17 protein-coding genes and 2 pseudogenes are annotated in these 21,464 nt (G+C 63.2%); 14 read left to right on the top strand and 5 right to left on the bottom strand.

Features of this window, described 5'->3' with window-relative positions:
- Window positions 1-343 precede the first annotated feature (343 nt).
- Complete coding sequence (gene xylB / locus AABE10_RS16965; protein ID WP_342934446.1) at window positions 344-1,810, top strand: xylulokinase; 1,467 nt, start codon at window positions 344-346, stop codon at window positions 1,808-1,810.
- A gap of 53 nt (window positions 1,811-1,863) precedes the next feature.
- Here the strand turns inward: xylB and AABE10_RS16970 are convergent, their stop codons facing one another.
- The 3 genes from AABE10_RS16970 to AABE10_RS16980 all read right to left on the bottom strand — a co-directional run bounded on the left by AABE10_RS16970 (window position 1,864) and on the right by AABE10_RS16980 (window position 4,127).
- Window positions 1,864-2,439, bottom strand: coding sequence for a DUF1349 domain-containing protein (locus AABE10_RS16970; RefSeq protein WP_342934447.1), 576 nt, complete (start codon window positions 2,437-2,439; stop codon window positions 1,864-1,866).
- 63 nt (window positions 2,440-2,502) lie between these two features.
- Window positions 2,503-3,042, bottom strand: coding sequence for a cytochrome b (locus tag AABE10_RS16975; RefSeq protein ID WP_342934448.1), 540 nt, complete (start codon window positions 3,040-3,042; stop codon window positions 2,503-2,505).
- Entirely contained in the window at window positions 3,039-4,127 is a 1,089-nt protein-coding gene (locus AABE10_RS16980; RefSeq protein ID WP_428983340.1) for a catalase family peroxidase, read from the bottom strand. The genes AABE10_RS16975 and AABE10_RS16980 overlap by 4 nt, the downstream gene beginning before the upstream one ends.
- A 201-nt stretch (window positions 4,128-4,328) precedes the next feature.
- Between AABE10_RS16980 and AABE10_RS16985 the strand changes: the two genes are divergently transcribed.
- Entirely contained in the window at window positions 4,329-4,676 is a 348-nt protein-coding gene (locus AABE10_RS16985) for a DUF4148 domain-containing protein (protein WP_342934450.1), read from the top strand.
- A gap of 55 nt (window positions 4,677-4,731) precedes the next feature.
- On the opposite strand, the gene AABE10_RS16990 is transcribed toward AABE10_RS16985, so the two are convergent.
- Window positions 4,732-5,091 (bottom strand): DUF1330 domain-containing protein, encoded by a 360-nt coding sequence (locus tag AABE10_RS16990; RefSeq protein WP_428983341.1) that lies wholly within the window; start codon window positions 5,089-5,091, stop codon window positions 4,732-4,734.
- A gap of 295 nt (window positions 5,092-5,386) precedes the next feature.
- On the opposite strand from AABE10_RS16990, the gene AABE10_RS16995 reads away from it, so the two are divergent.
- From AABE10_RS16995 to AABE10_RS17050, 12 genes and pseudogenes are all read left to right on the top strand, one after another.
- The gene (locus AABE10_RS16995) at window positions 5,387-6,199 is read left to right on the top strand and encodes an EAL domain-containing protein (RefSeq protein WP_342934451.1); all 813 of its coding nucleotides are present in this window, start codon (window positions 5,387-5,389) and stop codon (window positions 6,197-6,199) included.
- Window positions 6,200-6,603: 404 nt separating this feature from the next.
- A pseudogene (locus AABE10_RS17000) lies at window positions 6,604-7,232 on the top strand (TldD/PmbA family protein); the annotation flags it as partial.
- A pseudogene (locus AABE10_RS17005) lies at window positions 7,213-7,786 on the top strand (metallopeptidase TldD-related protein); the annotation flags it as partial. The pseudogenes AABE10_RS17000 and AABE10_RS17005, both read left to right, overlap by 20 nt.
- Window positions 7,787-8,587: 801 nt before the next feature.
- Window positions 8,588-10,633: a poly-beta-1,6 N-acetyl-D-glucosamine export porin PgaA gene (gene pgaA, locus AABE10_RS17010; protein WP_342934452.1), complete on the top strand. Its 2,046-nt coding sequence runs from the start codon at window positions 8,588-8,590 to the stop codon at window positions 10,631-10,633.
- 6 nt (window positions 10,634-10,639) lie between these two features.
- Complete coding sequence (pgaB, locus tag AABE10_RS17015; protein ID WP_342934453.1) at window positions 10,640-12,682, top strand: poly-beta-1,6-N-acetyl-D-glucosamine N-deacetylase PgaB; 2,043 nt, start codon at window positions 10,640-10,642, stop codon at window positions 12,680-12,682.
- 81 nt (window positions 12,683-12,763) lie between these two features.
- Complete coding sequence (gene pgaC / locus AABE10_RS17020) at window positions 12,764-14,074, top strand: poly-beta-1,6-N-acetyl-D-glucosamine synthase (protein ID WP_342934454.1); 1,311 nt, start codon at window positions 12,764-12,766, stop codon at window positions 14,072-14,074.
- 92 nt (window positions 14,075-14,166) lie between these two features.
- Complete coding sequence (locus AABE10_RS17025; RefSeq protein ID WP_342934455.1) at window positions 14,167-14,619, top strand: hypothetical protein; 453 nt, start codon at window positions 14,167-14,169, stop codon at window positions 14,617-14,619.
- A gap of 57 nt (window positions 14,620-14,676) precedes the next feature.
- Window positions 14,677-16,506 (top strand): glutamine--fructose-6-phosphate transaminase (isomerizing), encoded by a 1,830-nt coding sequence (gene glmS, locus AABE10_RS17030; RefSeq protein WP_342934456.1) that lies wholly within the window; start codon window positions 14,677-14,679, stop codon window positions 16,504-16,506.
- A 9-nt stretch (window positions 16,507-16,515) separates the two neighbouring features.
- A complete protein-coding gene (locus AABE10_RS17035; protein ID WP_342934457.1) occupies window positions 16,516-17,769 on the top strand; it encodes a hypothetical protein in 1,254 nt (417 codons plus the stop codon).
- A gap of 194 nt (window positions 17,770-17,963) precedes the next feature.
- Window positions 17,964-18,335 carry a GFA family protein gene (locus AABE10_RS17040; RefSeq protein WP_342934458.1) on the top strand — a complete coding sequence of 124 codons (372 nt, stop codon included), beginning with the start codon at window positions 17,964-17,966 and terminating at the stop codon, window positions 18,333-18,335.
- 33 nt (window positions 18,336-18,368) lie between these two features.
- Entirely contained in the window at window positions 18,369-19,106 is a 738-nt protein-coding gene (locus AABE10_RS17045; RefSeq protein WP_342934459.1) for a response regulator, read from the top strand.
- Entirely contained in the window at window positions 19,106-20,461 is a 1,356-nt protein-coding gene (locus AABE10_RS17050; protein WP_342934460.1) for a HAMP domain-containing sensor histidine kinase, read from the top strand. The genes AABE10_RS17045 and AABE10_RS17050 overlap by 1 nt, the downstream gene beginning before the upstream one ends.
- A 93-nt stretch (window positions 20,462-20,554) precedes the next feature.
- Here AABE10_RS17050 and AABE10_RS17055 read toward each other — a convergent pair whose 3' ends face one another.
- Entirely contained in the window at window positions 20,555-21,433 is an 879-nt protein-coding gene (locus tag AABE10_RS17055) for a LysR family transcriptional regulator (protein ID WP_342934461.1), read from the bottom strand.
- Window positions 21,434-21,464 lie beyond the last annotated feature (31 nt).

The following is a 21,464-nucleotide window of genomic DNA, read 5'->3' on the forward strand; positions in this document are numbered from 1 at the left end:
TTCGACTGTCTGAGACACTGTGTCCATTCTCCCCAGTTTGTGGACACTGTCGGTCACTCGTGCCCGTTGCGGCCAATGATTGCATCTTCTACGCGGAACGTGGCGACGGTACAGATCGAACGCTTACGGCTGCATTCCATTCCCGTGCTGCAGTCTCGGCACGAGTGCGAAGGTGGACCCGATAGCCGATGTGCAATACATACGTCGGCCGCAGCAGCGCACCGGCAAACAGCTGCGAAGTCATGCGCTCACCGCGTACCGTGGTAACGTCACGTTTCACCGAGTCGAACAGACGCCGGCCCTGAACAGCCGGTTACTTCGTGCCAAATAGTGGAGACGTGCTGTGACTTTCCTTGGAATCGACCTCGGCACATCCGAGGTAAAAGCAATTCTGACCGATGACGCGTCGACGACGCTCGCTACCAGCGGCGTCCGTCTCGAAGTTTCGCAGCCTCATCCGCATTGGTCCGAGCAGAATCCGCAGGCCTGGTGGCAGGCGACGCTCGACGCCGTGGCCGCCCTGCGCGGCGCGAATCCAACGGCATTTGCAGCGCTGCGCGGCATCGGGCTCTCGGGACAGATGCACGGCGCGACATTGCTCGATCAGAGCGGCGATGTACTGAGACCCGCGATCCTTTGGAACGACACACGTGCATTTGCCGAGTGCGCAGAACTCGAGGCACTCGTGCCGCAATCCCGCGACATTACCGGCAATCTCGCGATGCCCGGTTTTACCGCACCAAAACTGCTTTGGCTGGCCAGGCACGAGCCCGATGTGTTTCGTGCCGCGTCCAAGGTGCTGCCACCGAAGGACTATATTGCCTGGCGGCTCTCCGGCGATTTCATATCTGACATGTCAGATGCTTCAGGTACGCTCTGGCTCGATGTCGCAAAGCGCGACTGGTCCGATCGGATGCTCGCAGCGACGGGTTTGACGCGCGCGCACATGCCTCGCCTCGTCGAAGGCAGCGCGCTCGCTGCACAGCTGAGCGACACATTGCGCCGCGATTGGGGCATTACAGGTGCCGTCGCGCTATGCGGTGGTGCGGGCGATAACGCGGCAAGCGCGATCGGCATGGGCGTTGCCGAGGCAGGAAGTGCTTTTCTTTCTCTCGGCACATCAGGCGTGCTGTTCGCAGGCACCGATCGCTTCGCGCCGAATCCCGCGCAAGGCGTGCACGCGTTCTGTCATTGTCTGCCGGATCGTTGGCATCAGATGAGCGTGATTCTGTCAGCGGCGTCGAGTCTCGGGTGGCTGTCGAAAGTCGTGGACCGTGAAGTCGGCAGCTTGCCTGATCTGGCGAGCGCGGCCAATCCCGCTACGGCGCCCATCTTCCTGCCGTATCTGAGTGGCGAGCGCACGCCGCACAACGATGCAAATGCGCGCGGCGTATTCTGGGGGCTGACGGGCGCGCATACGACCGGCGACCTCGCGTACAGCGTGATGGAGGGCGTTGCATTCGCGATGGCCGACGGCTACGCCGCGCTGCAAAGTGCCGGTACGACATTGAAGAGTGCATCGTTTATCGGCGGCGGCTCGCGCAGTCCGTTCTGGGCGAATCTATGCGCGTCGGCGACGGATATCACGATGCATCGGCATGAAGGCAGCGACGTGGGCGCTGCGTTGGGCGCGGCGCGTCTCGCGCGACTTGCGGTGACGGGCGAAGCCATCAAGGACGTATGCCTGGCGCCACCGACGCTCGAATCGTGCGAACCTGATCGTACGCTCGCACCGCTGCTAGCAGAGAGGCTCGCGCGTTATCGCAGCATTTATCTGGCGCTCAAAGCGGGGTTTGCAGCCGCGGTATGACTGCAGTAGCAGTACTGCGCGGCGCACAGCACCGTGTGCCGCGCAAGATCTTCTCAACTCAGATCATGCAGATCTTTTTGCAGCGGCGTTCCCACAGCGAAGCTCGAAAATTCGACGTTGAGTCCGCCGCGTTCCGGCGTGCAGCATACAGGTCCGACAAAATAACTGGCCGCAGCCGGAAAAGGCGCGAGCCGCAGTAGTGGCCACGTCTTCCCATCGATCGAGTACTGCATGCGCAATACGCCTCGAATGACGGTTGCCCGCATCCAGAAGCCGTCGACGCCTGCAATCGGAGAGCCGATCGCCCAGTCCGACTGACCAGCCGTCAATACGCTGCTCATCATCAGCACATCGTCGGTGAATTCGACGCCTGCTTTCATCCACTTCGATTCGTCGATGCGCACCATCAGGCCGGCCTGATCGTATAGCGCATGAAACTGCCCGCGTATACACACCTGCGCGGTGAAGTCGCCTTGCGTGCGCATGCCGAAGCAGTGGCCCGAATCGCGCATAAAGCCGTAGTGCGTCTTGCGCCAGAAGTCGGTCTTCGGATCGGTCGTCACTCGAAGCGTGTCGCCATCGAGCGACCACACCGACGGCTCATTGAACCACTCGCATTGTTCGAACACGCGATGTCTCCTTGCGGGGTCTTTGTTGTGTCGCGTGATGCTGCCGGCGTGCGCACAGGATGCCTAGCGTTCTCCGCGAGCCATGCTGGAGAATACGCCGTCGCGGCGGATCAGTCCATGAAACAGAGCCGCGGCAATGTGCACGAGTACTGTCGCAAACAATGCGAACGCGAACCACGTATGCAGCGCACGCAATAGCGCGAATAGGTCGACGTTTTGCGGCACGATTGCGGGCAAGTGATATCCATCGAACAGTGTGATCGGATATCCGCCCGCAGAGAGCATCGCCCAACCGATCAACGGCATCGCGATGAATAGCGCGTAGAGAACGAAATGCGAAGCCTTGGCCGCGAATTGCTGCCATGCAGGCATGTCCGAAGGCAGCGCCGGACTGCCGTTCTTCATACGTACGCCGACACGAATCAGCGCTAGCACGAGCAACGCAACGCCAAGCGGCCGATGCAATGCAATCAGCGTGTCATGCGCGTGCGAAACAGTGGCGACCATGCCGATGCCGATGAACAGCATCGCGAGTATCAGCACGGCCATCGTCCAGTGCAGCAGACGCGCAAGCGCAGAGAAATGGCGAGTCGAATTCGTCATGACGGGTTCCGTTCGGGTTTCGGAGTAGCGGGCGCCGCATGCAACGCTTCTTCACGCGTGCGTCGCTGATATGACACGGCATAGGCGGCCGAACGCGCAGCAAGCAGTGGATCGTCCGATGGTTTGATGCCGTCCGGCAATGCGGTCGGATCGAAGTTCACGTCGCGGCATACGCCATCGGCTTGAGGCGCGCTGCGTTCCAGTACGACGGTGCCGGCATCGATTTGTTGGCGATCGGCGGGCCATTGCAGCGTCGCATCGTTGGTCGGATCCCCCGCATTGGCGACCGTCACGATCAGATGCCAGCGCACGTTACCGTGCTTGAGCTGCTCATCGAGTTGCTTCGAAAGAAAGTCGGGATCGCTTTTTTCTTGCGGATTCACCGGAGAGTACGGCGTTTCTGGTTCGACCGACCAGCGCACTGCGTGCTCGTTTCCGTTTGCGTCGATGAAGCGGAACGCGTTGATGCTGTAGTACGCGGCATTCGCGAGACCGGACGACGCGGGGTGCGTCTTCACCCATTCCTGAAACGGCCGCGTTTCCGGATGCGCCGCATAGAACGCCCTCATCTTCGCAGGATCGGGTTTGCCCGTTTTCGGATCGGGCTTTGCGGCGAGAAGTTGCTGATAGAACTGTTCTGGCGTATGCACGGCGAACAGAGGCGTCGAGTTCATTCCTGTACGCCATTGCTGGCCGTCGCGCTGCATGAAAACCAGCGCCATGCTGCGGATCGGCACGCTTGCATCGGGTGCCGACGGATTGCTGCCCGGAATGGCGAAGCGGCCGATGACAGGCGTGCGTCCCGATGCGAGTACTTGTGCACGTGATATCGAGGCTGCGTTGCCGTTGCTGTCGAAATAGCCTTCGACGCAAAGGCCCTTTGCGTGATTGCGGCGATAGCCCGGATGCGGGCCTGCGTTGGCCTGGAACTGATCGATGATGCGGTAAGTGGTGAGGCGCGCAGGTGTCAGCCAGCCGGCTGTATAGGCGAAACCGCCGGCGAGCGCCAGGACAGCCACGCCTATCGCACCGAATCTGCACGGAATGCAACGAGGCGCTTCCGCTGGGGATTTGGGGTTCATCACAGATGCTCCTTTTCCTGTTTACGACATCGCATAAACGGTCAACAGGAACAGAGGGTGTTTATTCCACTGGGTGCGCAAAAATTTTAGTCGTGGAGAGGAATCAGATAACGGGAATAGATCCGACGGTCCGTTTGTTCATCACAGTGAAAGCGCAGCACACACCATGACGCATCGTCGTCATCTCATCTGAAGGAGCTGGAAATGAAAAAGCTTGCACTGTTGACCGTTTCGATCGCCGCACTGGTTTCGACGGCCTTCGCGTCCACCGCATTCGCTCAGGATAAGACACGCGCAGAAGTCCGTCAGGAACTGATTCAGGCCGAGCAGAACGGCTCGCCGTTCGTGACTGACGCTTCCTATCCCGACGTCGCGCCGATCTATCAGCAACAGGTCGCACATCAAAAGGCTGCTCAGGATGCCGAAGGCGTGGGCGAGGGCATGTCGGGCACGCATTCGGCCGGATCGCGCATGCCCATGACGGGCGCAGGCAAGGGTATGAATTCGTGTGTCGGGCCTGTCAGCTATTGCAGCGTCTACTTCGGCAGTTGAGCGCGATGAGGAAACGCGGGTGGCGCTTCCACGTCGACGAAATGCCGCCCATGCTTCATCCGCACAATACGTCGGTCGCGATATGCGAAGCCGGCACCGCATCGATCAGAATGACATCGCCGATCGAATTCCCGGTGCGCAACGGCAGGATCGCCTGATACGCATCGGATCGATACCATGCACGCGCGAGATCGCGATTCGGAAACTCGATGGCGATCAGGTCGCCGCGCCAGTCTCCTTCGAGCCGTTCATAGCGGCCGCCATGCAACACGAAATGACCGCAAAAAGGTGCAAGTGTCGCGTCGATACGCTTCAGGTACTCGACGATCTCAACGCCCATCTTTACTTCGTGCAAGTGTGCTACCGCAAATGTCGACATGCCGATCTCCACGCCGTTGACCAATGGGATCAGCATATCGACATCGGCACGGTGAATCGATTACCTCTGAGGTAATGCAGCGCGGTGCGGATGTTTCGCACACGAAACGTTGCTGCGTTTTGGATTCATGCGTAGATCGCGAACCATCGCCCGGCGAACAAAGCGCGATGCGGTTCTCAAGGACATTGGATGATTTTCGTGGCCCGGTGGTACGAAATGTGCATCGGCAGCGGAAAGCCATTCCAATCCACGCATCGATAACAAGGCCTTCCCAACGATGGATGCTCGCCACTCTACCGCCGCGAATTCGGGCAATGAAACGATCTCCCGCGTGACCAAGAACATCGCTCGCGATGCGCAAGCGCCACGCGAACTGAACAACCTCGAGCGCCGCGTGAGCGACGGCCTGCTGGCGAGCGAATTTCCACTCGCGTTTCAGGGCATTTACGATGTGAAGACGGGCAGGCTCGTGCGCGTCGAAGCATTGATTCGCTGGATGCATCCGGACTACGGAATGCTACTGCCCGATGCCTTTCTCGTGGCACTCGATCATCCGCTGATCGCTCTGCAACTGACCTGTTACGTGATCGACGGTGTATGCAGTGCGCTTGCAAATGCGCGGCGTCTGGGGCAACCGGTATGTCCCGTCGCTGTGAACGTGCCACCCAGCGTCGTGGCCGACGAGGCCTTTGCGGCGACTGTCGTGCAGATCGCACAACTGCACGGCATCGAACTGGACCTGATCGAACTCGAACTCGTCGAGACGGAAGACGCGGCCCATCTGCTGGCTGCGAGATCTTTGACGAGACCTTTACGGGAAGCGGGCATGCGGCTCGCCATCGACGACTTCGGCACCGGCTATTCATCGCTTGCGCTGCTGAGTACGATTGACGTCGATACCGTGAAGGTCGCGCGCGAAGTGCTCAAAGGCGTGCCGGAATGCCCGCGCGCGTCGGCGGTGGCGTCTGGCGTGCTATCGATGCTCGAACGTCTCGACGTGACGGTGGTGGCCGAGGGCGTCGAAACACAGGCGCTAGCGCAATGGCTCGCGCAATGGCCGAAGGTACTCGCGCAAGGCTTTTTCTACGCGCGCCCGACTTTCGACTATTCGAGTGTCCCTCTCCAGGAACGATGCGCTGCTTGATACGGAGTCATCCATCACACCGTGTCAATACGCGCTCTTCACGCGCGACTCACTGCTGACGTCGTTCAGAAATGCAACAATTTGCGCGCAGGATCGCGCGTGGCTAGCGTGAGAAAATCACTTGTTTTGCGAGGGAAAATGCTTGCGCGTGCAAGCAGAGACACAAATGAATGTGCAGTCGCCGACAGTTCGGCGCTGCAAATGTGCGGCAAGAGACAGCCAGTGAGGTCAGCTTGAGACACGGCGGCGCAGCCTTGCAAGCAACGCATGCGGCACATAAGAGAACGTCGCTTTGCGTATCGCGTTCGATAGGGCATTTGCGCGGTGTTTGCCGCGCCCGCCGGGCGGACCTATGTGCGCACCATGCGTGACATTCGTGAGGCACGCCGGCGGCCCAACCCCTGATGAACCGCTTGCCGCGCACGTTGCGCAGCGACGCGGATTTCTGGTCGCTGCGCATCGTCGGTGAGCACGTCGACGATCACGCGGTACGCAACCATGTCGCGCTGCCGCTGCGCATATCGAGCGATCGCGGCGCGATGCTGGTGGCGTGGTGCGGCGCGGGTGCGGGCCAGGTGGCAACGGCTGATCTGTCTGGGAGCGGTCTGCAAGCTGCGCTCGATATCGCCACTCAGCGCGCGAAGGCGAGCGCAGAAGTGTCGCTAATGGATCATCGGCAAATCGGCTGGCCGTCGAGAGCGGCAGCTACGAATCGCCTGCTATCGAGCGACCTTTGCTCACGCGGCGCGAATGCGGCGAACGTTTGCGGCATGAATGTGCGGCGACGAACATCGATAGCCGTATCGTCGAGAGAACGGCTGCGATGCAGATCACGCAAACGGATCAGATGTGCTTGACGAGCGATGGCATTCGCATCGAACAGCGTTTTCGCTTCATGCGGCCGCAGATTTCCGTTACGCTACACGCGCAAGTCGTGACTCAGGTGCGTACGCTCGGCGGCGATTATGGCATGCTCGCGCAAGGCGGCCTCGGCGTGCTCGCGCGGTTTGGCTTCGACGACGGGTCGTCTCAACATCGGCGAAATGTCGCTCGATCCGCGCATCATGTTGATGGAAGATCTCGCGCTCGACATCATGCTTCGCTTCAACGACGACGGCTATCGTCGCGAAACCGTGCAACTGATCAATGCCGGGCGCGGCGCGCATCAATTGACCTGCGCGCATACGGGCCGCGAACACGGCCTCGTGCCAAATGTCGCGACGCCGGAAGAAGTGCCGTCCGCGCTGCCGATGCGAGCCGGCGATCTAGCGCAAGCCGATGTGCTCTTCGCGCTCAATACGCGGCTCTACATCGGCAACCTCTGGTAAGTGAACTCCTCCCCGCATGAACTGCTGCCTGACGGGCATGACCCGCTTCGCGACGTTCTGGGTCGAAGGCGGCCGCATCGTCACGCCCGTCGACGCGACGCGCTTCGTCGACAGCCCATATCGCGTGCTTGGCAGCGAGCTAGAGCGGATCAGGGACGAGGCCGAGTTGCTGCTCAACGACTGGACATGGGGCGAGCGCGCGACGGGCGGCATGAGCCTACCCGGTCTGCTCGTGCGTTCTTTCGAACGGACGCTATGACCCGAACTTCGCCGATTGCGTGCGTCGCGGCGTGAGAGAAGGGGACGTTGCGCACACGCGCAGCGTCCGCTCTCTTCGGTCGGAAGAATTCATCGATTACCCCGTTGTGGATTATTTTGCATCGCTAATCAGATGACGATGCAATTGTCGCGGTACCCGACACGGTTCGCGCTGGTCTTCGTCTTCATTGTGCAGCGTGACAATACCCGAGTCCTGGCGCCGCGCTCCGTGCGCTGGCGCACATCGAATGAATACGCGCTTATGTGCGCCAGCGCACACTCGCGCGAAATCGCGGGCGCGTTTCATTGCGCATTCTCATGCGTTGCATTCGCGGATAAGGCTGTCGATACAACATGTCGATTCAGTCATGTGCATGCCGTTTCAGCTTTGAATCAAAGCGCTAACTGTTGCGACGCACAAGCTCAGTGCTTGCTGCGCGTGGCTTTGCATCGAATACACGCGATTGTTTCGCAGTGTCATATGCATGCGTGAAATTGATTCGCATTGCTTGGCGAGTTCAGCGCTGAAACGTTTTTGACGATTTACGTTCCGCTCGCGACTCGCTTTTTGCGGCAAGCCTTTTCAGCAGAAGGTTTAGCGGGGTGCTGGTACGGACTTCGCTATAAGCCTGCCCGCGCAAAGGACCGAGGCTGGTGCGCGATGCAAATAACCGGCCCTCGAAATGAGACGCTGAACTACAAGCTGCTCGCCAGGCTCGCGACCGTTGTTGCTCTCCATGCGCCATTCGCATGGAGCAGGGGTTCGCTTTGTCTGGAGATCGGCACCGACAAGCGAGGAACCATGAAAACCAAACGCTCTAGCCGACACAAGCACGCCGCAGTCAAGGCGACCGCCTTGCTGATGGTTCTGCTTGCGCGCGACTACTGCGCCGCGCAGCCGACCACTGCGTCCGGAACCACGGGGAAAGTCGCAGAAGGACAAGTCGCAGAAGGCAAGATCGACACGGAGCGCGACCAGCTCCGCAAACGCATTTTCGCGGAAGCCGGCGCAGGCGCGCCGCAGCTTGCATTGCAAGAGGCACGCGCGAGCCGCGATGCGTTCTCCGGGCACGACCTGTTGCAGATCGAAGCACTCGTCGTCGAAACGGAAGTGCACTGGGGCCGGCAGCAATCGCTCGCTTCCGATGAATCCGACCGCCTCGCGCAGACCCGATCGGCGCTCGCGCACATCGACGACGTGCTGGCGCGCACGCCATCGACGGATGAATACGCCGACGTGCGCCGTGCTGTGCTCGTCGAAAAAGTCGCCGCATTGCAGGGGCTTGGCCGCATGAAGGAAGCGACTGCGCTCTACGAAAACCTGTCGCGCTCGAACGAGCCGATGCCCGCGCGCACCTATGCAGCGGCAGGCGATGCCTACACGTATCTCGACGAGCCGCGCAAGGCCGCGCCCGCGTACGAGCATGCATTGCAGACGCCCGTCGAGCCGCTCGTGCCTTCCGTCGAACCGCATGCGTTGAAGCGCATCGACGTGCAGGAAGGGCTCTTTTTCGCGTACCTTGATTCGGGCCGCTACGACAACGCGCAGCAACTGCTGAAGCAGATTTCGGCGAGCACGCCGATTCGTGCGGATCTCGCCGATCATCCCGAGGACGTCAACGAGGACTATGGCCGCGTGAAGAAGCTGCAGGCGCAGTACCTGCTCTACACGGATCGCACGCGCGAAGGCGTCGCCGCGCTCGACGAGCTGCGCCACGAAGCGCCGTTCGATCCCGCGCTGATCAGCGCGCGCTCGGATGCATCGCTCGTGCAGCAGCGTCCGCGCGAAGCGCAAAAGGTCTATGAAGGCACGCTCGTCGATCATCCCGGCGACATCGAAACGCTCGCGGGCCTCGGCCGCACTGCGCTCGAACTGAATCAGTACGACCGCGCAGCGGAAGTGAACGCGACCTTCGGCGACCGCTTTCCCGACAACAACACGGTAAAGACGTTCCAGCGCGATTACGCGGCCTACAAGAGCCCGCAACTGATCATCGCGGCGAATGGGCAGAAGGGCAACTCGGTTCTCGCCGACAACAACTGGGGCATCGATACGCAGCTCTATTCGATGCCGCTCGCCGACTACTGGCGCGTGTTCGCGCATCAGTTCAGCGGCCGTGCGGATACGGGCGACGGCAACAGCGTGAGCCGCGTGCGCAACGGCATCGGCGGCGACTTCCGGTTTCGCGGTATCGACGCGGCGGCGGAAATCGATCGCTCGACGGGACCGCAAGCGAAAACAGGCGGCGCCGGCAGCGTGAGCTATGCGCCCGACGACCGCTGGCGCTTTTCAGCGGGCGTCGACAGCAACGTCAACACGTTGCCGTGGAAGGCCTATCAGGCAGGCGTGACGGGCCGCGCGGCGACGGGCAGCGTGCGCTACAGCGTCGACGACTACCGGTACTTCGATCTGACCTACGGCGCGTCGCGCTATAGCGACACGAACCTGAACCAGTCGTGGGTCGGCACGTGGTACGAGCGCCTCATCAACACGCCGAGCCATCTCGTGGCGACGTGGGTCGAGTTGAACACGAGCAGCAACACGCTCGCCAACACCGCGTATTTCGCACCGCACCGCGACATGACGGCACAGCTGACAGCGATGTACCAGTGGACGTCATGGCGCAACGCCGACCAGTCGCTCGCGAATCGTGCGTATGCAACGGTCGGCGGCTATCGGCAAACGGATATCGGCAACAGCATGCTGTGGGAAGTGCGTCTCGAACAGCAGTGGCAGTTCAGCGCGCACGCGTCGCTCGCGTATGGCATCGGCGTCGCGAGCCAGCGCATGGACCATACGCGCGAGACCAGCAAGCTCATTTACCTGAATCTGAACATTCCTCTGTAGACGACCATGGACAAGCTCAATCGCAGACGTTTTCTCGCATTCGCCGCGGGTCTTGCCGCGGTGCCCGCCGCACACGCACGCCTCGCGCTCGACCGGCTGCCGCCGCAGGATGCCGACGACGGCCTCACGTTTCGCGTGCTCGCAATCCACGACATCCGCGACGACCTGCATGCGGATGTCGCGACGGTCGCCGATACGTGCGCGATCAGCACAGCGACGCTCAACACGATCTTCGCGTGGCTGAAGGCGAAGGACTATCGCCCGGTGAGCGTCGATCAGATCGTCGCATCGCGCAACGGCGGGCCGCGCCTGCCGCCGCGCGCCGTGCTGCTGACGTTCGACGACGCGTACAAGAGCCAGTTCACGCGCGCATTCCCGCTGCTGCAGCAATACGGCTATCCCGCGCTGATCGGCGTCGTCACGCGCTGGACCGACACGCCCGCGGGCGACCCCGTGCGCATCAGCCACAAGTCGGTGATGCCGGCGGGCTATTTCATGAGCTGGGACGATCTGCGCGAGATGTCGCAATCCGGGCTCGTCGAAGTGGCGTCGCATACGCACGACCTGCATCACGGCGCGCTCGCGAACCCGCAAGGCAATGAGCTGCCCGCTGCGAGCGCGCATCTGTATCTGCCGCAACTGCAACGCTACGAAACCGACGAAGAGTATCAGGCGCGCGTGCACGACGATCTGAAGCAGAGCGTCGACCTGATCCAGGCACGCACGGGCGTGACGGTGCGCTCGGCCGTGTGGCCGTATGGCATGTATAACGCGGCGCTCATCAAGGCGTCGCAGGCGCTCGGCATGTCGGTGCATTTCACGCTCGACGACGGCCCGAACACGCCCGATGTCCCGCTCACGCAGATTCGCCGTTTGCTTGTCTCATACGATTGGGACGTCGGCACGCTGATCGCGCAGATGCGTTCGTCGCGCGCGTATCGCGGCGAGCACAATCCGGTGGAGCGCGTCGTCAACGTGTCGCTCGACGAGATGTACGACATCGATCCGAAGAGGAGCGAAGACAAGCTCGGCCGCCTGCTCGACCGCATCAAGGATCTCGAACCGAAGTCGGTGTACCTGAAGGCGTACTGGGACCCGGACAACACGGGCGTCGCGCGCGCGATGTACTACCCGAACCGTCACATGCCGATGCGCGCCGATCTGTTCAACCGCGTCGCGTGGCAACTGATCACGCGCGCAGGCGTGCAGGTGTATGCGCACATGCCGCTGCTCGCATTCGATCTGCCGACGGGCCATGCGGCGGCGGGCCGCCTCGTCGAAGTGGCCGCGAACAGCCCGATCGATGCGCAGCGTGGTCGCGGCGCGCGCCTGAGCCCGTTCGATCCGCTCGCGCGTCAGACCATCCAGGATCTGTACGACGACCTCACGCGCTATTCGAGTTTTAACGGCGTCGTGTTCGGCGCGGACGCGACGTTGAACGCATACGAGGACACGAGCGCGCCCGCATTGGACGTCTATCGCTCGTGGGGCCTGCCTGGCGACGTCGCGCAGATTCACGCATCCGATGAGCTGATGCAGCGTTGGGCGAAGAACAAGACAGCGTATCTGACCGCATTCACGAACCAGCTTGCCGAACGCGTGCGCGCGTATCAGGGCGGCGGCAATGTGCTGACGGCGCGCACGGTGTCCGCCGAGGCCGCGCTCGATCCGAACGCCGAGCGTAACTTCTCGCTCTCGGTTGCGGCAGCGCTCGCGAATTATGACTTCGTCGCGCTGACGGCAGCGCCACGGGCCGCCAACGGGCGCGTGAGCGACGCATGGCTCGATCGCCTTCAGCAGACCGTGATGAAGCAGCCGGGCGCGGCCGCGAAGACCGTGTTCGAGTTGCCCGCCGTCGATGCGCAGACGCAGCAGCCTGTCGAAGCCGCCGTCCTGCGCGCGCAGATGAAGCGGCTCAACGCGGCAGGCGTCGTGCATCTGGGCTATGGGCCGGACGACTTCCTGAAGAACCGGCCGGACACGACGGTGCTGCGCGATGTGATGTCGGTGCAAAGCACGCTGCGAACGAATCAGGGGATGTTGGGCTGAGCGTCGCGCGATGGTTTCGAACGCGAAGAACGAAACCCGCGCGATGCCGGCCCAGACCAGGGGACCACAATGAAAAACGTCATGAGCGTTATCTCGAACTTTGTCTTTTACTACCCGCTGTTGATGGCCTATCTGTGGATGGTGGGCGGACTGCTTCATTACGTGCTCGTCGAGCGCCGGGACGCGGGGCGCAAGTCGGCGCCGCCATTGATGTCGTATCCGAAGGTATCGGTCGTCGTGCCTTGCTACAACGAAGCGGACAACGTGCGTGAAGTGATCGCGTGTCTGGATAAGCTGAACTATCCGAACTACAACATCATCGCGATCAACGACGGCAGCCGCGACGAAACGGGCACGATCCTGAACCAGCTGGTGAGTGTCTATCCGAAGCTCGTCGTCGTGCATCAGCATCAGAACGAGGGCAAGGCGATCGGTCTCACGACGGCCGCGATGCTGTCGGATGCCGAGTACCTGATGTGCATCGATGGCGATTCGCTGCTCGACAAGGAAGCGATCGGCTGGATGCTGCGCCACTTCCTCGACGACGCATCCGTCGGCGCGGTGACGGGCAATCCGCGCATCCGCACGCGCTCGACGCTGCTCGGACGCATGCAGGTCGGCGAGTTCTCGTCGATCGTCGGTCTCATCAAGCGCACGCAGCATATGTATGGGCGGCTGCTGACAGTGTCGGGCGTGGTGTCGATGTTCAGCAAGCGCGCGCTGCAGGAAGTGGGCTACTGGAGTTCCGACATGCTGACGGAAGACATCGACATCAGCTGGAAGCTCCAGGTGCAGGGCTGGGCCGTGCATTTCGAATCGCGTGCGCTGAGTTGGATATTGATGCCGGAGACGTTTCGCGGCCTCTACAAGCAGCGTCTGCGCTGGGCCAAGGGCGGCATCCAGGTGCTCTTCAAATACGCGGGCGCGGTGCTGTCACGCCGCAACATGATGATGTGGCCGATCTTCATCGAGTACGCGGTCAGCATCGTGTGGGCGTATTGCATGCTCTTCACGCTAGTGATGATGGCAGCCACCGCGATGTTCACGCTGTCCGAAAGCTGGCGCTTCGGATTCGTGCCGCGCGGCACAGGCGTGCTGCTCTTCGCGACCTGCTGCGCGCAGATCCTGCTCGGCTGCGTGATCGACCGGCGCTACGACAAGAACCTGATGCGCTATTTCATCGATACGGTCTGGTATCCCGCAGCGTTCTGGGCGATCAGCATGATCGCTTCCGTCATCGCGTTGCCCGGCGTGGTCGTCCAGCGCCGCAGAAAGCGCGCGCGCTGGGTGAGCCCGGATCGCGGCATCCGCTCGTATGGCGGCGCATTGGCGAACGATGAGCCCATCGAGCCTCGCTTCAATGCATCGCTCGAAGCGCCGCAGACGGAGTAACACGTCGACATCAGCCAGTCGTCATCAAGCATTCGACGTGAAGCATTCGAATTGACATCTCGGAGTCAACATTCTCGACAGGGGAAAACAACATGGAATTTCCGATCATCGATGTTTCGAAGCAGTCCGTCTCGCAGTTCGCAACGGAGTGCAGCAAGGCGAAGGCCGTGCGCTACGTCGCGTGGTATCGCTTCGTGCGGCCCGTGCTCGTGCTCGGCACGTGGTTGCTGGCGGCCGTTTATATCCGCTGGTGTCTCGCGAACGCGAGCGAAGAGGAGCTGTCGCTCGATGCGTTCATGCCCGGCATCATGGGCATCGGCATTGTCGCGCTGTCGATGATCCTGTGGACCTTCGGCCGGCAGATGGACGCGATGAACACGAATCGCGTGCGCCGGATGCCCGAGACGAGCGACGTGCCGCAACCGGCGACGACGCATGAAATTCCCGAAGGCGATGCGGGCCGCTGTCTCGTTGCGTATCACGACGACGACGGCATGATCTCGCACGTCGTGACGATGCCCGAGTTCGAACGCCAGGCCGCGTGAGCGCCTGCGTCTGCATCGAAAGGACAGATACACAACATACGCACCACGGAGACCACCATGTGCGGAATTGTAGGAGCAGTGGCACAACGCGACATCGTCGGCGTTCTCACGGAGGGCCTGCGCCGGCTCGAATATCGCGGTTATGACTCGTGCGGCGTCGCCGTCTTGCAACACGGCGCGCCGCGCCGCGTGCGCAGCATCGAGCGCGTCGCGAACCTCGCGGAGCAGGTCGAAGACGCGCGGCTGTCGGGCACGATCGGTGTCGCGCACACGCGCTGGGCGACGCACGGCGCGCCCGTCACCGACAACGCGCACCCGATCTTCTCGCGCGACGAGATCGCGCTCGTGCACAACGGCATCATCGAAAATCATGAGTCGCTGCGCGACGAACTGAAAGCGCTCGGCTACGCGTTCGAATCGGATACCGACACGGAAGTGATCGCGCATCTGATTCATCACACGCGCGAGCAGGATGCGTCGCGCGATCTGCTGACGGCTGTGCAGCGTGCGTTGCAGCGGCTGCGCGGCGCGTATGCGATCGCCGTGTTCGCGAAGAACGAACCGGATCACGTGATCGGCGCGCGCGCGGGCTCGCCCCTCGTTGTCGGCGTGGGCGAGCGCGGCAACTATCTGGCGTCGGATGCCATGGCGCTGTCGGGCACGGCCGAGCACTTCATCTTCCTCGAAGAAGGCGACGTCGCGGTGCTGTCGTGCGAACGCGTGCATATCGTCGATCGCGACGGCGCAACCGCGCGCCGCGAAGTGCAGGCGCAGCACGCGAGCCACTACGCGACCGAGCTCGGTCCGTATCGCCATTACATGCAGAAGGAAATTTTCGAGCAGCCCGACGTGGTCGCCGATGCGACGGAGCGCGTGCGTTCGATCACGCCCGCGTTGTTCGGTGCGAACGCGCAGCGCGCGTTCAGCGAGATCGATTCGTTGCTGCTGCTCGCGTGCGGCACCAGCTACTATTCGGCGCTGACGGCGAAATACTGGTTCGAGTCGATCGCGGGTATTCCGACGCAAGTGGAGATCGCAAGCGAGTACCGCTATCGCGAGAGCGTCGTGAATCCGTGCGCGATGGTCGTCGTCGTGTCGCAATCGGGCGAGACGGCCGATACGCTCGCGGCATTGAAGCACGCGCAAGAGATCGGCCATCACCATACGCTCGCGATCTGCAACGTGCCGCATAGCACGATGATGCGGCTCACCGAGCTGCAATATTCGACGGGCGCGGGGCCGGAAATCGGCGTGGCGTCGACGAAGGCGTTCACGACGCAACTCGTCGCGCTGTTCGTGCTCGCCCTCACGCTCGGCAAGGAGCGCGGCCGCGTCAGCACCGACGACGAAGCGCACGCATTGCGCCAGTTGCATCATCTGCCCGCCGCGCTCAACAGCGTGCTCGCGCTGGAGCCGCAGCTCGTCGCATGGGCGCAAGCGCTCGCGCGCAAGGATCATGCGCTCTTCCTCGGACGCGGCGTGCATTATCCGATCGCGCTCGAAGGCGCGCTGAAGCTCAAGGAAATCTCGTACGTGCACTCGGAAGCGTATCCCGCCGGCGAACTGAAGCACGGGCCGCTTGCCATCGTCACGAGCGAGATGCCCGTCATCACGATCGCGCCGAACGATACGCTGCTGGAAAAGCTCAAGTCGAACATGCAGGAAGTGCGCGCGCGCGGCGGCCAGCTGTATGTGCTCGCCGATGCGGGCACGAAAATCGAAAGCAGCGATGGCGTCCGCGTGATCCAGCTTCCCGAGCACTATGGGCCGCTGTCGCCGATCCTGCATGTCGTGCCGCTGCAATTGCTCGCGTATCACACGGCCTGCGTGCGCGGCACCGATGTCGACAAGCCGCGCAATCTCGCGAAGTCAGTGACGGTCGAGTGAGCGACGAGCATGCGGATGACGTTTGCAGTGCTCGCCGTGGTGGCCGCGTGCGGCTTCGTTCCCGTTGCGTTAGCGGCGGCGGGAGCCAAGACCGGGACACATGCGGGTGCGAAGGCGGGAACGAAGGCCGCGAGCGCATCGAGCGCCCGCGCGCCGACGGGCGACTTGCGCGCCTATATGCACGGCATCGGCGCGACGACGGACGCGCGCGGCGTGACAACGGTGTTCTTCAGCAGTTCGGGCCTGCCGCCGCGCGGCGCGGGCCGCGACCGCAACTGGACACACGATGTCTACGTCGCGCGCTGGACGCCGCAGCAGGCCGCGCTCGAGCGTTCGCGCATCTTCATCAGCCGGCCTGAAGCGCAGGAGCCCGTGTCGGTCGCGCAGAACGACACGGGCCGCGTGATGGTGTCGTTCGAGGACGGCTGGAACACGCCGAATCAGGTGAGCCAGCGTTACGGCGTCTACACGTCGGACCTGAAAAGCGTGAAGCCGTATCCGAGCGACGTGCTGTCGGGCGGGCACTCGGGTCACGTCGCGGGCGTCGGCTCGCGGTTCGTCGTGTTCTATTCGAACGACTGGATCGACGGCGGCGGCGTCGACAATCTCGGCACGGGCGACGGCGTCTATGTGAAGACCTACGATGCCGACGGCGCGCTGCTGCAGGCAATCGACGTCGCGCCGCGCGTGCGCGAATGGTGGCCGATGATCGCCGGCTCGCCGACGCGCGCGCTGCTCGTGTGGCAACAGTATGTGAGCGGCGAGACCTACGCGCGGCTCAAGGTCGCGACGCTCGACCCCGCGACGGGCGCGCTCAGCGAGCCGCATGTGATCGCGGAGCGCTTGCAGTACTACACGTACGCGGCGGCCTGGGTGCCTGCGGTTGACCGCTTCGTCGTGGTGGCTACTGATGATAAGGGCAGAGGCTTCGCGCAACTCATCGACGCGAACGGCCAGACGACGGCGACGCTCGGCTGCATGCCGGCCTCGGTGCGCGAAGCGGGCATTGCCGTGGTCGGCGAGCGCGCGTTCACGCCGTCGCAGGACGGACGGCTGCTGCATCTGAAGCTCACGTCTTCGTCGATCGAACTCGCGGGCACGCAGCCTTCGCCGATCAAATGGACCTATACGGGCAGCATCGGGCTCGTGCGCTCACCGTCGGCTTTGCATTGGGTCGCGACGAGCCCCAAAGGGCTTCAGGAAGCGGACTTCGATCTGAATACCGCAACCGCGCCCGGTGACAAGGATCAGTGCCGGGAGTAATGGGCGTTGAACCGTTCTGCGACGGCATGCAACGTGTCGGGCGGAACGGTTCTGCGTTTCGGCAGCGCGGCGAGGCATCATCGGCAAAGTCGCCGCCCAGCCGTTGTGTATCGCCGTACCCGCCAGATACATTGGGACACAAAGCAGGAGAGACGTTACGGTATAAAGTCGGCATTGCAATCAGGAGCAACGCCATGACCTCCAACCTTCATCACGGCTCGTGTCACTGCGGCGCCGTCACCTTCGAAGTCGAAACCCCCGTCACGCCCGCCGCGCGCTGCAACTGCAGTCTGTGCCGGCGCAGGGGCGCGCTGATGTCGCCGTTCTTTCCCGCAGGCGCGCTGCGCATCCTTTCCGGCGAGGACAGCCTCACGCTGTACCAGTTCAACACGCACGTCGCGAAGCACTACTTCTGCAAGCACTGCGGCATCTATCCTTTTCATCAGACGCGCAAGGACCCGAACCTGTGGCGCGTGAACCTGGGCTGTCTGGACGGCGTCGATCCGTATGCGCTCGAAGCGTCCGTATCGGACGGCGCGAGCCTGTCCGTGGTCGACGACGCATAATAGCGACGACAACGGCGGGCTAAGGAGCCTCGTGTGGAAAAAACGGATCACGTTCTGATCGTCGACGACGACCGCGACATCCGCGAACTGGTCGGCACCTATCTCAACAAGAACGGCGTGCGCGCGACGCTCGCTTCGGGCGGGCGGCAGATGCGCGCGGCGCTCGCCAGCGAGCGGCCGGACCTGATCGTGCTCGACCTGATGCTGCAGGGCGAAAGCGGTCTCGACCTGTGCCGCGAACTGCGCGCGGGCGAGTTCCAGACCATCCCCATTCTGATGCTGACGGCGCTGAGCGAAGAGACCGACCGCGTCGTCGGCCTCGAGATGGGCGCCGACGATTACCTCGCGAAGCCCTTCGCCGTGCGCGAGCTGCTCGCCCGCATCCGCGCGATCCTGCGCCGCGCGCGCATGATGCCGCCCGGCAACGAACAGACGAGCACGTCGCATTTCCTGTGCTTCGGCGACTGGCGGCTCGATACGATCGGCCGCAATCTGATCGACAGCGAAGGGACGATGGTCGCGCTGAGCGGCGCCGAGTACCGGCTGCTGCGCGTGTTCCTCGATCATCCGCAGCGCGTGCTCACGCGCGATCAGCTCCTGACGCTCACGCAAGGGCGGCAGACGGAGCCGTTCGACCGCTCGATCGATCTGCTCGTGAGCCGCGTGCGCCAGCGTTTGCGCGACGATGCGCGCGAGCCGCGCTACATCAAGACGCTGCGCAACGAGGGCTATGTGTTCTCGTCGCTCGTCACGCCGGAGGACAGCGCCTGATGAACGATGCAGCCGGCCGCCTGCGCGGTCTATGGCCGCCGCGCACGCTGTTCGTGCGCCTGTCGCTGATCTTCTTCGCGGGACTGATCGCCGCGCAGACGCTGTCGTTCTGGCTGACGATGACCGAGCGCAACGAGTCGATGACGCATGTGATGGTCGGCTACATCGGCCAGGAAGTGACGAGTTCGGTCGCGCTGCTCGACCGGCTGACGCCCGCCGAGCGCGTCGAATGGCTGCCGAAGCTCGCGCGGCGCAGCTATCGCTTCGTGCTCGGTCCGGGCACGAGCGGCATGCCGCCGGATGCGACGCTGTCCCGGCAGATCGGCGCATCGATTGCCAGGGACATCGGCGCGCGCTACAACGTGACGGCCAATGCGGTGCCGGGCGAGCGCGAGCATCTCGAAGTGCATATGACGTTGAGCGACGGCTCGCCGCTCACGATCGACATGCATCCCGTGCACGGAACGCCGCTGTCGCCGTGGCTGCCGCTCGTGCTCGTCGCGCAACTGGCGTTGCTCGGCGGTTGCGCGTGGCTCGCGGTGCGTCTCGCGACGCGGCCGCTCGAACGTCTCGCGCAGGCGGCCGACACGCTCGGCCCCGACCTCGCGCCCGCCGCGCTGCCGGAGGACGGGCCCGAAGAAGTCGCGCGCGCGTCGAAGGCGTTCAATGCGATGCAGACGCGCATTGGCATCTATATGCGCGAGCGTCTGCAGATTCTCGCGGCCGTTTCGCACGATCTGCAAACGCCCATCACGCGCATGCGCCTGCGCGCCGACCTGCTCGACGACGAAGCGGAGCGCGCGCGTCTGCAAAAGGATCTGAAGGAGATGGAGCTGCTCGTGCGCGAAGGGGTCGCGTATGCGCGCACGCTGCATGGCGCCGACGAAAAGCCCTGTCGCATCGATCCCGACGCGCTGATCGAGAGCATCGTCAGCGATTATGCGGACGCGGGCGACCGCGTATCGTTGACAGGGCGCGTCGGCGAGCCGGTGACGACGCGGCCGCAGGCGTTGCGCCGGATTCTCGGCAATCTGATCGACAACGCGCTGAAGTACTCGGGCGGCGACGAAGTGACCGTCGAAATGAGCGGCGAAATGAGCGGCGAAATAAGTGCCGACCCCGCGCGCGCGCGGCATGTGTCGATCGCCGTGCTCGATCGCGGCCCCGGCATTCCGCAGTCGCAACTCGACGCAGTGTTCCAGCCGTTCTATCGCGTCGAGACGTCGCGCAATCGCGAGACGGGTGGCACGGGTCTCGGGCTCGCGATTGCGAAGCAGCTCGCGCAATCGATGGGCGCGACGCTGACGCTGCGCAATCGCGAAAGCGGCGGCCTCGAAGCGCGGCTCACGCTCTGAGGGCACGCTTCTTTTTAACGCGCGCTTCGAGCGCGTTTGAGGCGCTTCGCGGGCGCTTCCAGGACCTCGCAGACACCATAGACCTCGCAGGTGCTAAGCGGGGCGCTTCATCGACGCCCGCACGTAATCGACGAAGCGCGTCACGACGGGATCGTCGCGCTTTGTCTGCCATGCGAGACCGACGCGCCATTGCGCGGACGCATCCTTCAGCCGCAACACGCGCGCGTCGCGCAGCAGATGCTCCGCGCGCGAAGGCACGAACGCCGTGCCGACACCCGCTGCAACGGCGGCCAGCACCGACTGGATATCGTCCGCCTGCTGGATCACGCGCGGCACGAAGCCGCGCTCCGCGCACCATGCGTCGATCATGCCCGACAGCCCCGGGCCCCGGCTGCGCACGAGCGCAATGAAGCCGAGCTCGTTGAGTTCGTCGAGGTTCGCGGGCACGCGCTTCCACGTCGCGTGCGGCGGCACGGCCAGCGCAAGGGATTCTTCGACGACGGGAAACGCCGACAGTCCCGCGCTCGCGGGCATCCGGACAAAGCCCACGTCGAGCTTGCCGGTGAACATGCGCCGCGTCTGCTCCGCCGACGAAAGATCGTTCAGCGTGACACCGATGTCGGGATTGAGGCTGCGATACGCGGCGATCATGGCCGGCGCAAGCGTGAGCGCCGACAGACATAGCCCGATGCGCAGATGGCCGCGCCGGCCGCTGCTCGCTTCGCGCGCGCGGGCGAGCACGTCGTCGGCGTCGCGCACGAGCGTTTCGGCATCGGGCAGAAACGCGGTGCCGAAGGCCGTCAGGTCCGCGCCGTGACGCCCCCGCTCGAAAAGCCGCGCGCCGAGGCTTTCCTCGAGCGCGACGATCTGCTTGCTGAGCGCCGGCTGGCTCAGATGCAGCGCCTGCGCCGCACGGCCGAAATGGCGCAGGTTGGCGACCGTCAGGAACGCGCGCAGCAAGCGGATTTCCATTCTTCACCGTTATCGTTCCGATCGAATTATT

The sequence above is a fragment of the Paraburkholderia diazotrophica genome (assembly GCF_038900755.1).
Lineage (GTDB): Bacteria > Pseudomonadota > Gammaproteobacteria > Burkholderiales > Burkholderiaceae > Paraburkholderia > Paraburkholderia diazotrophica_A.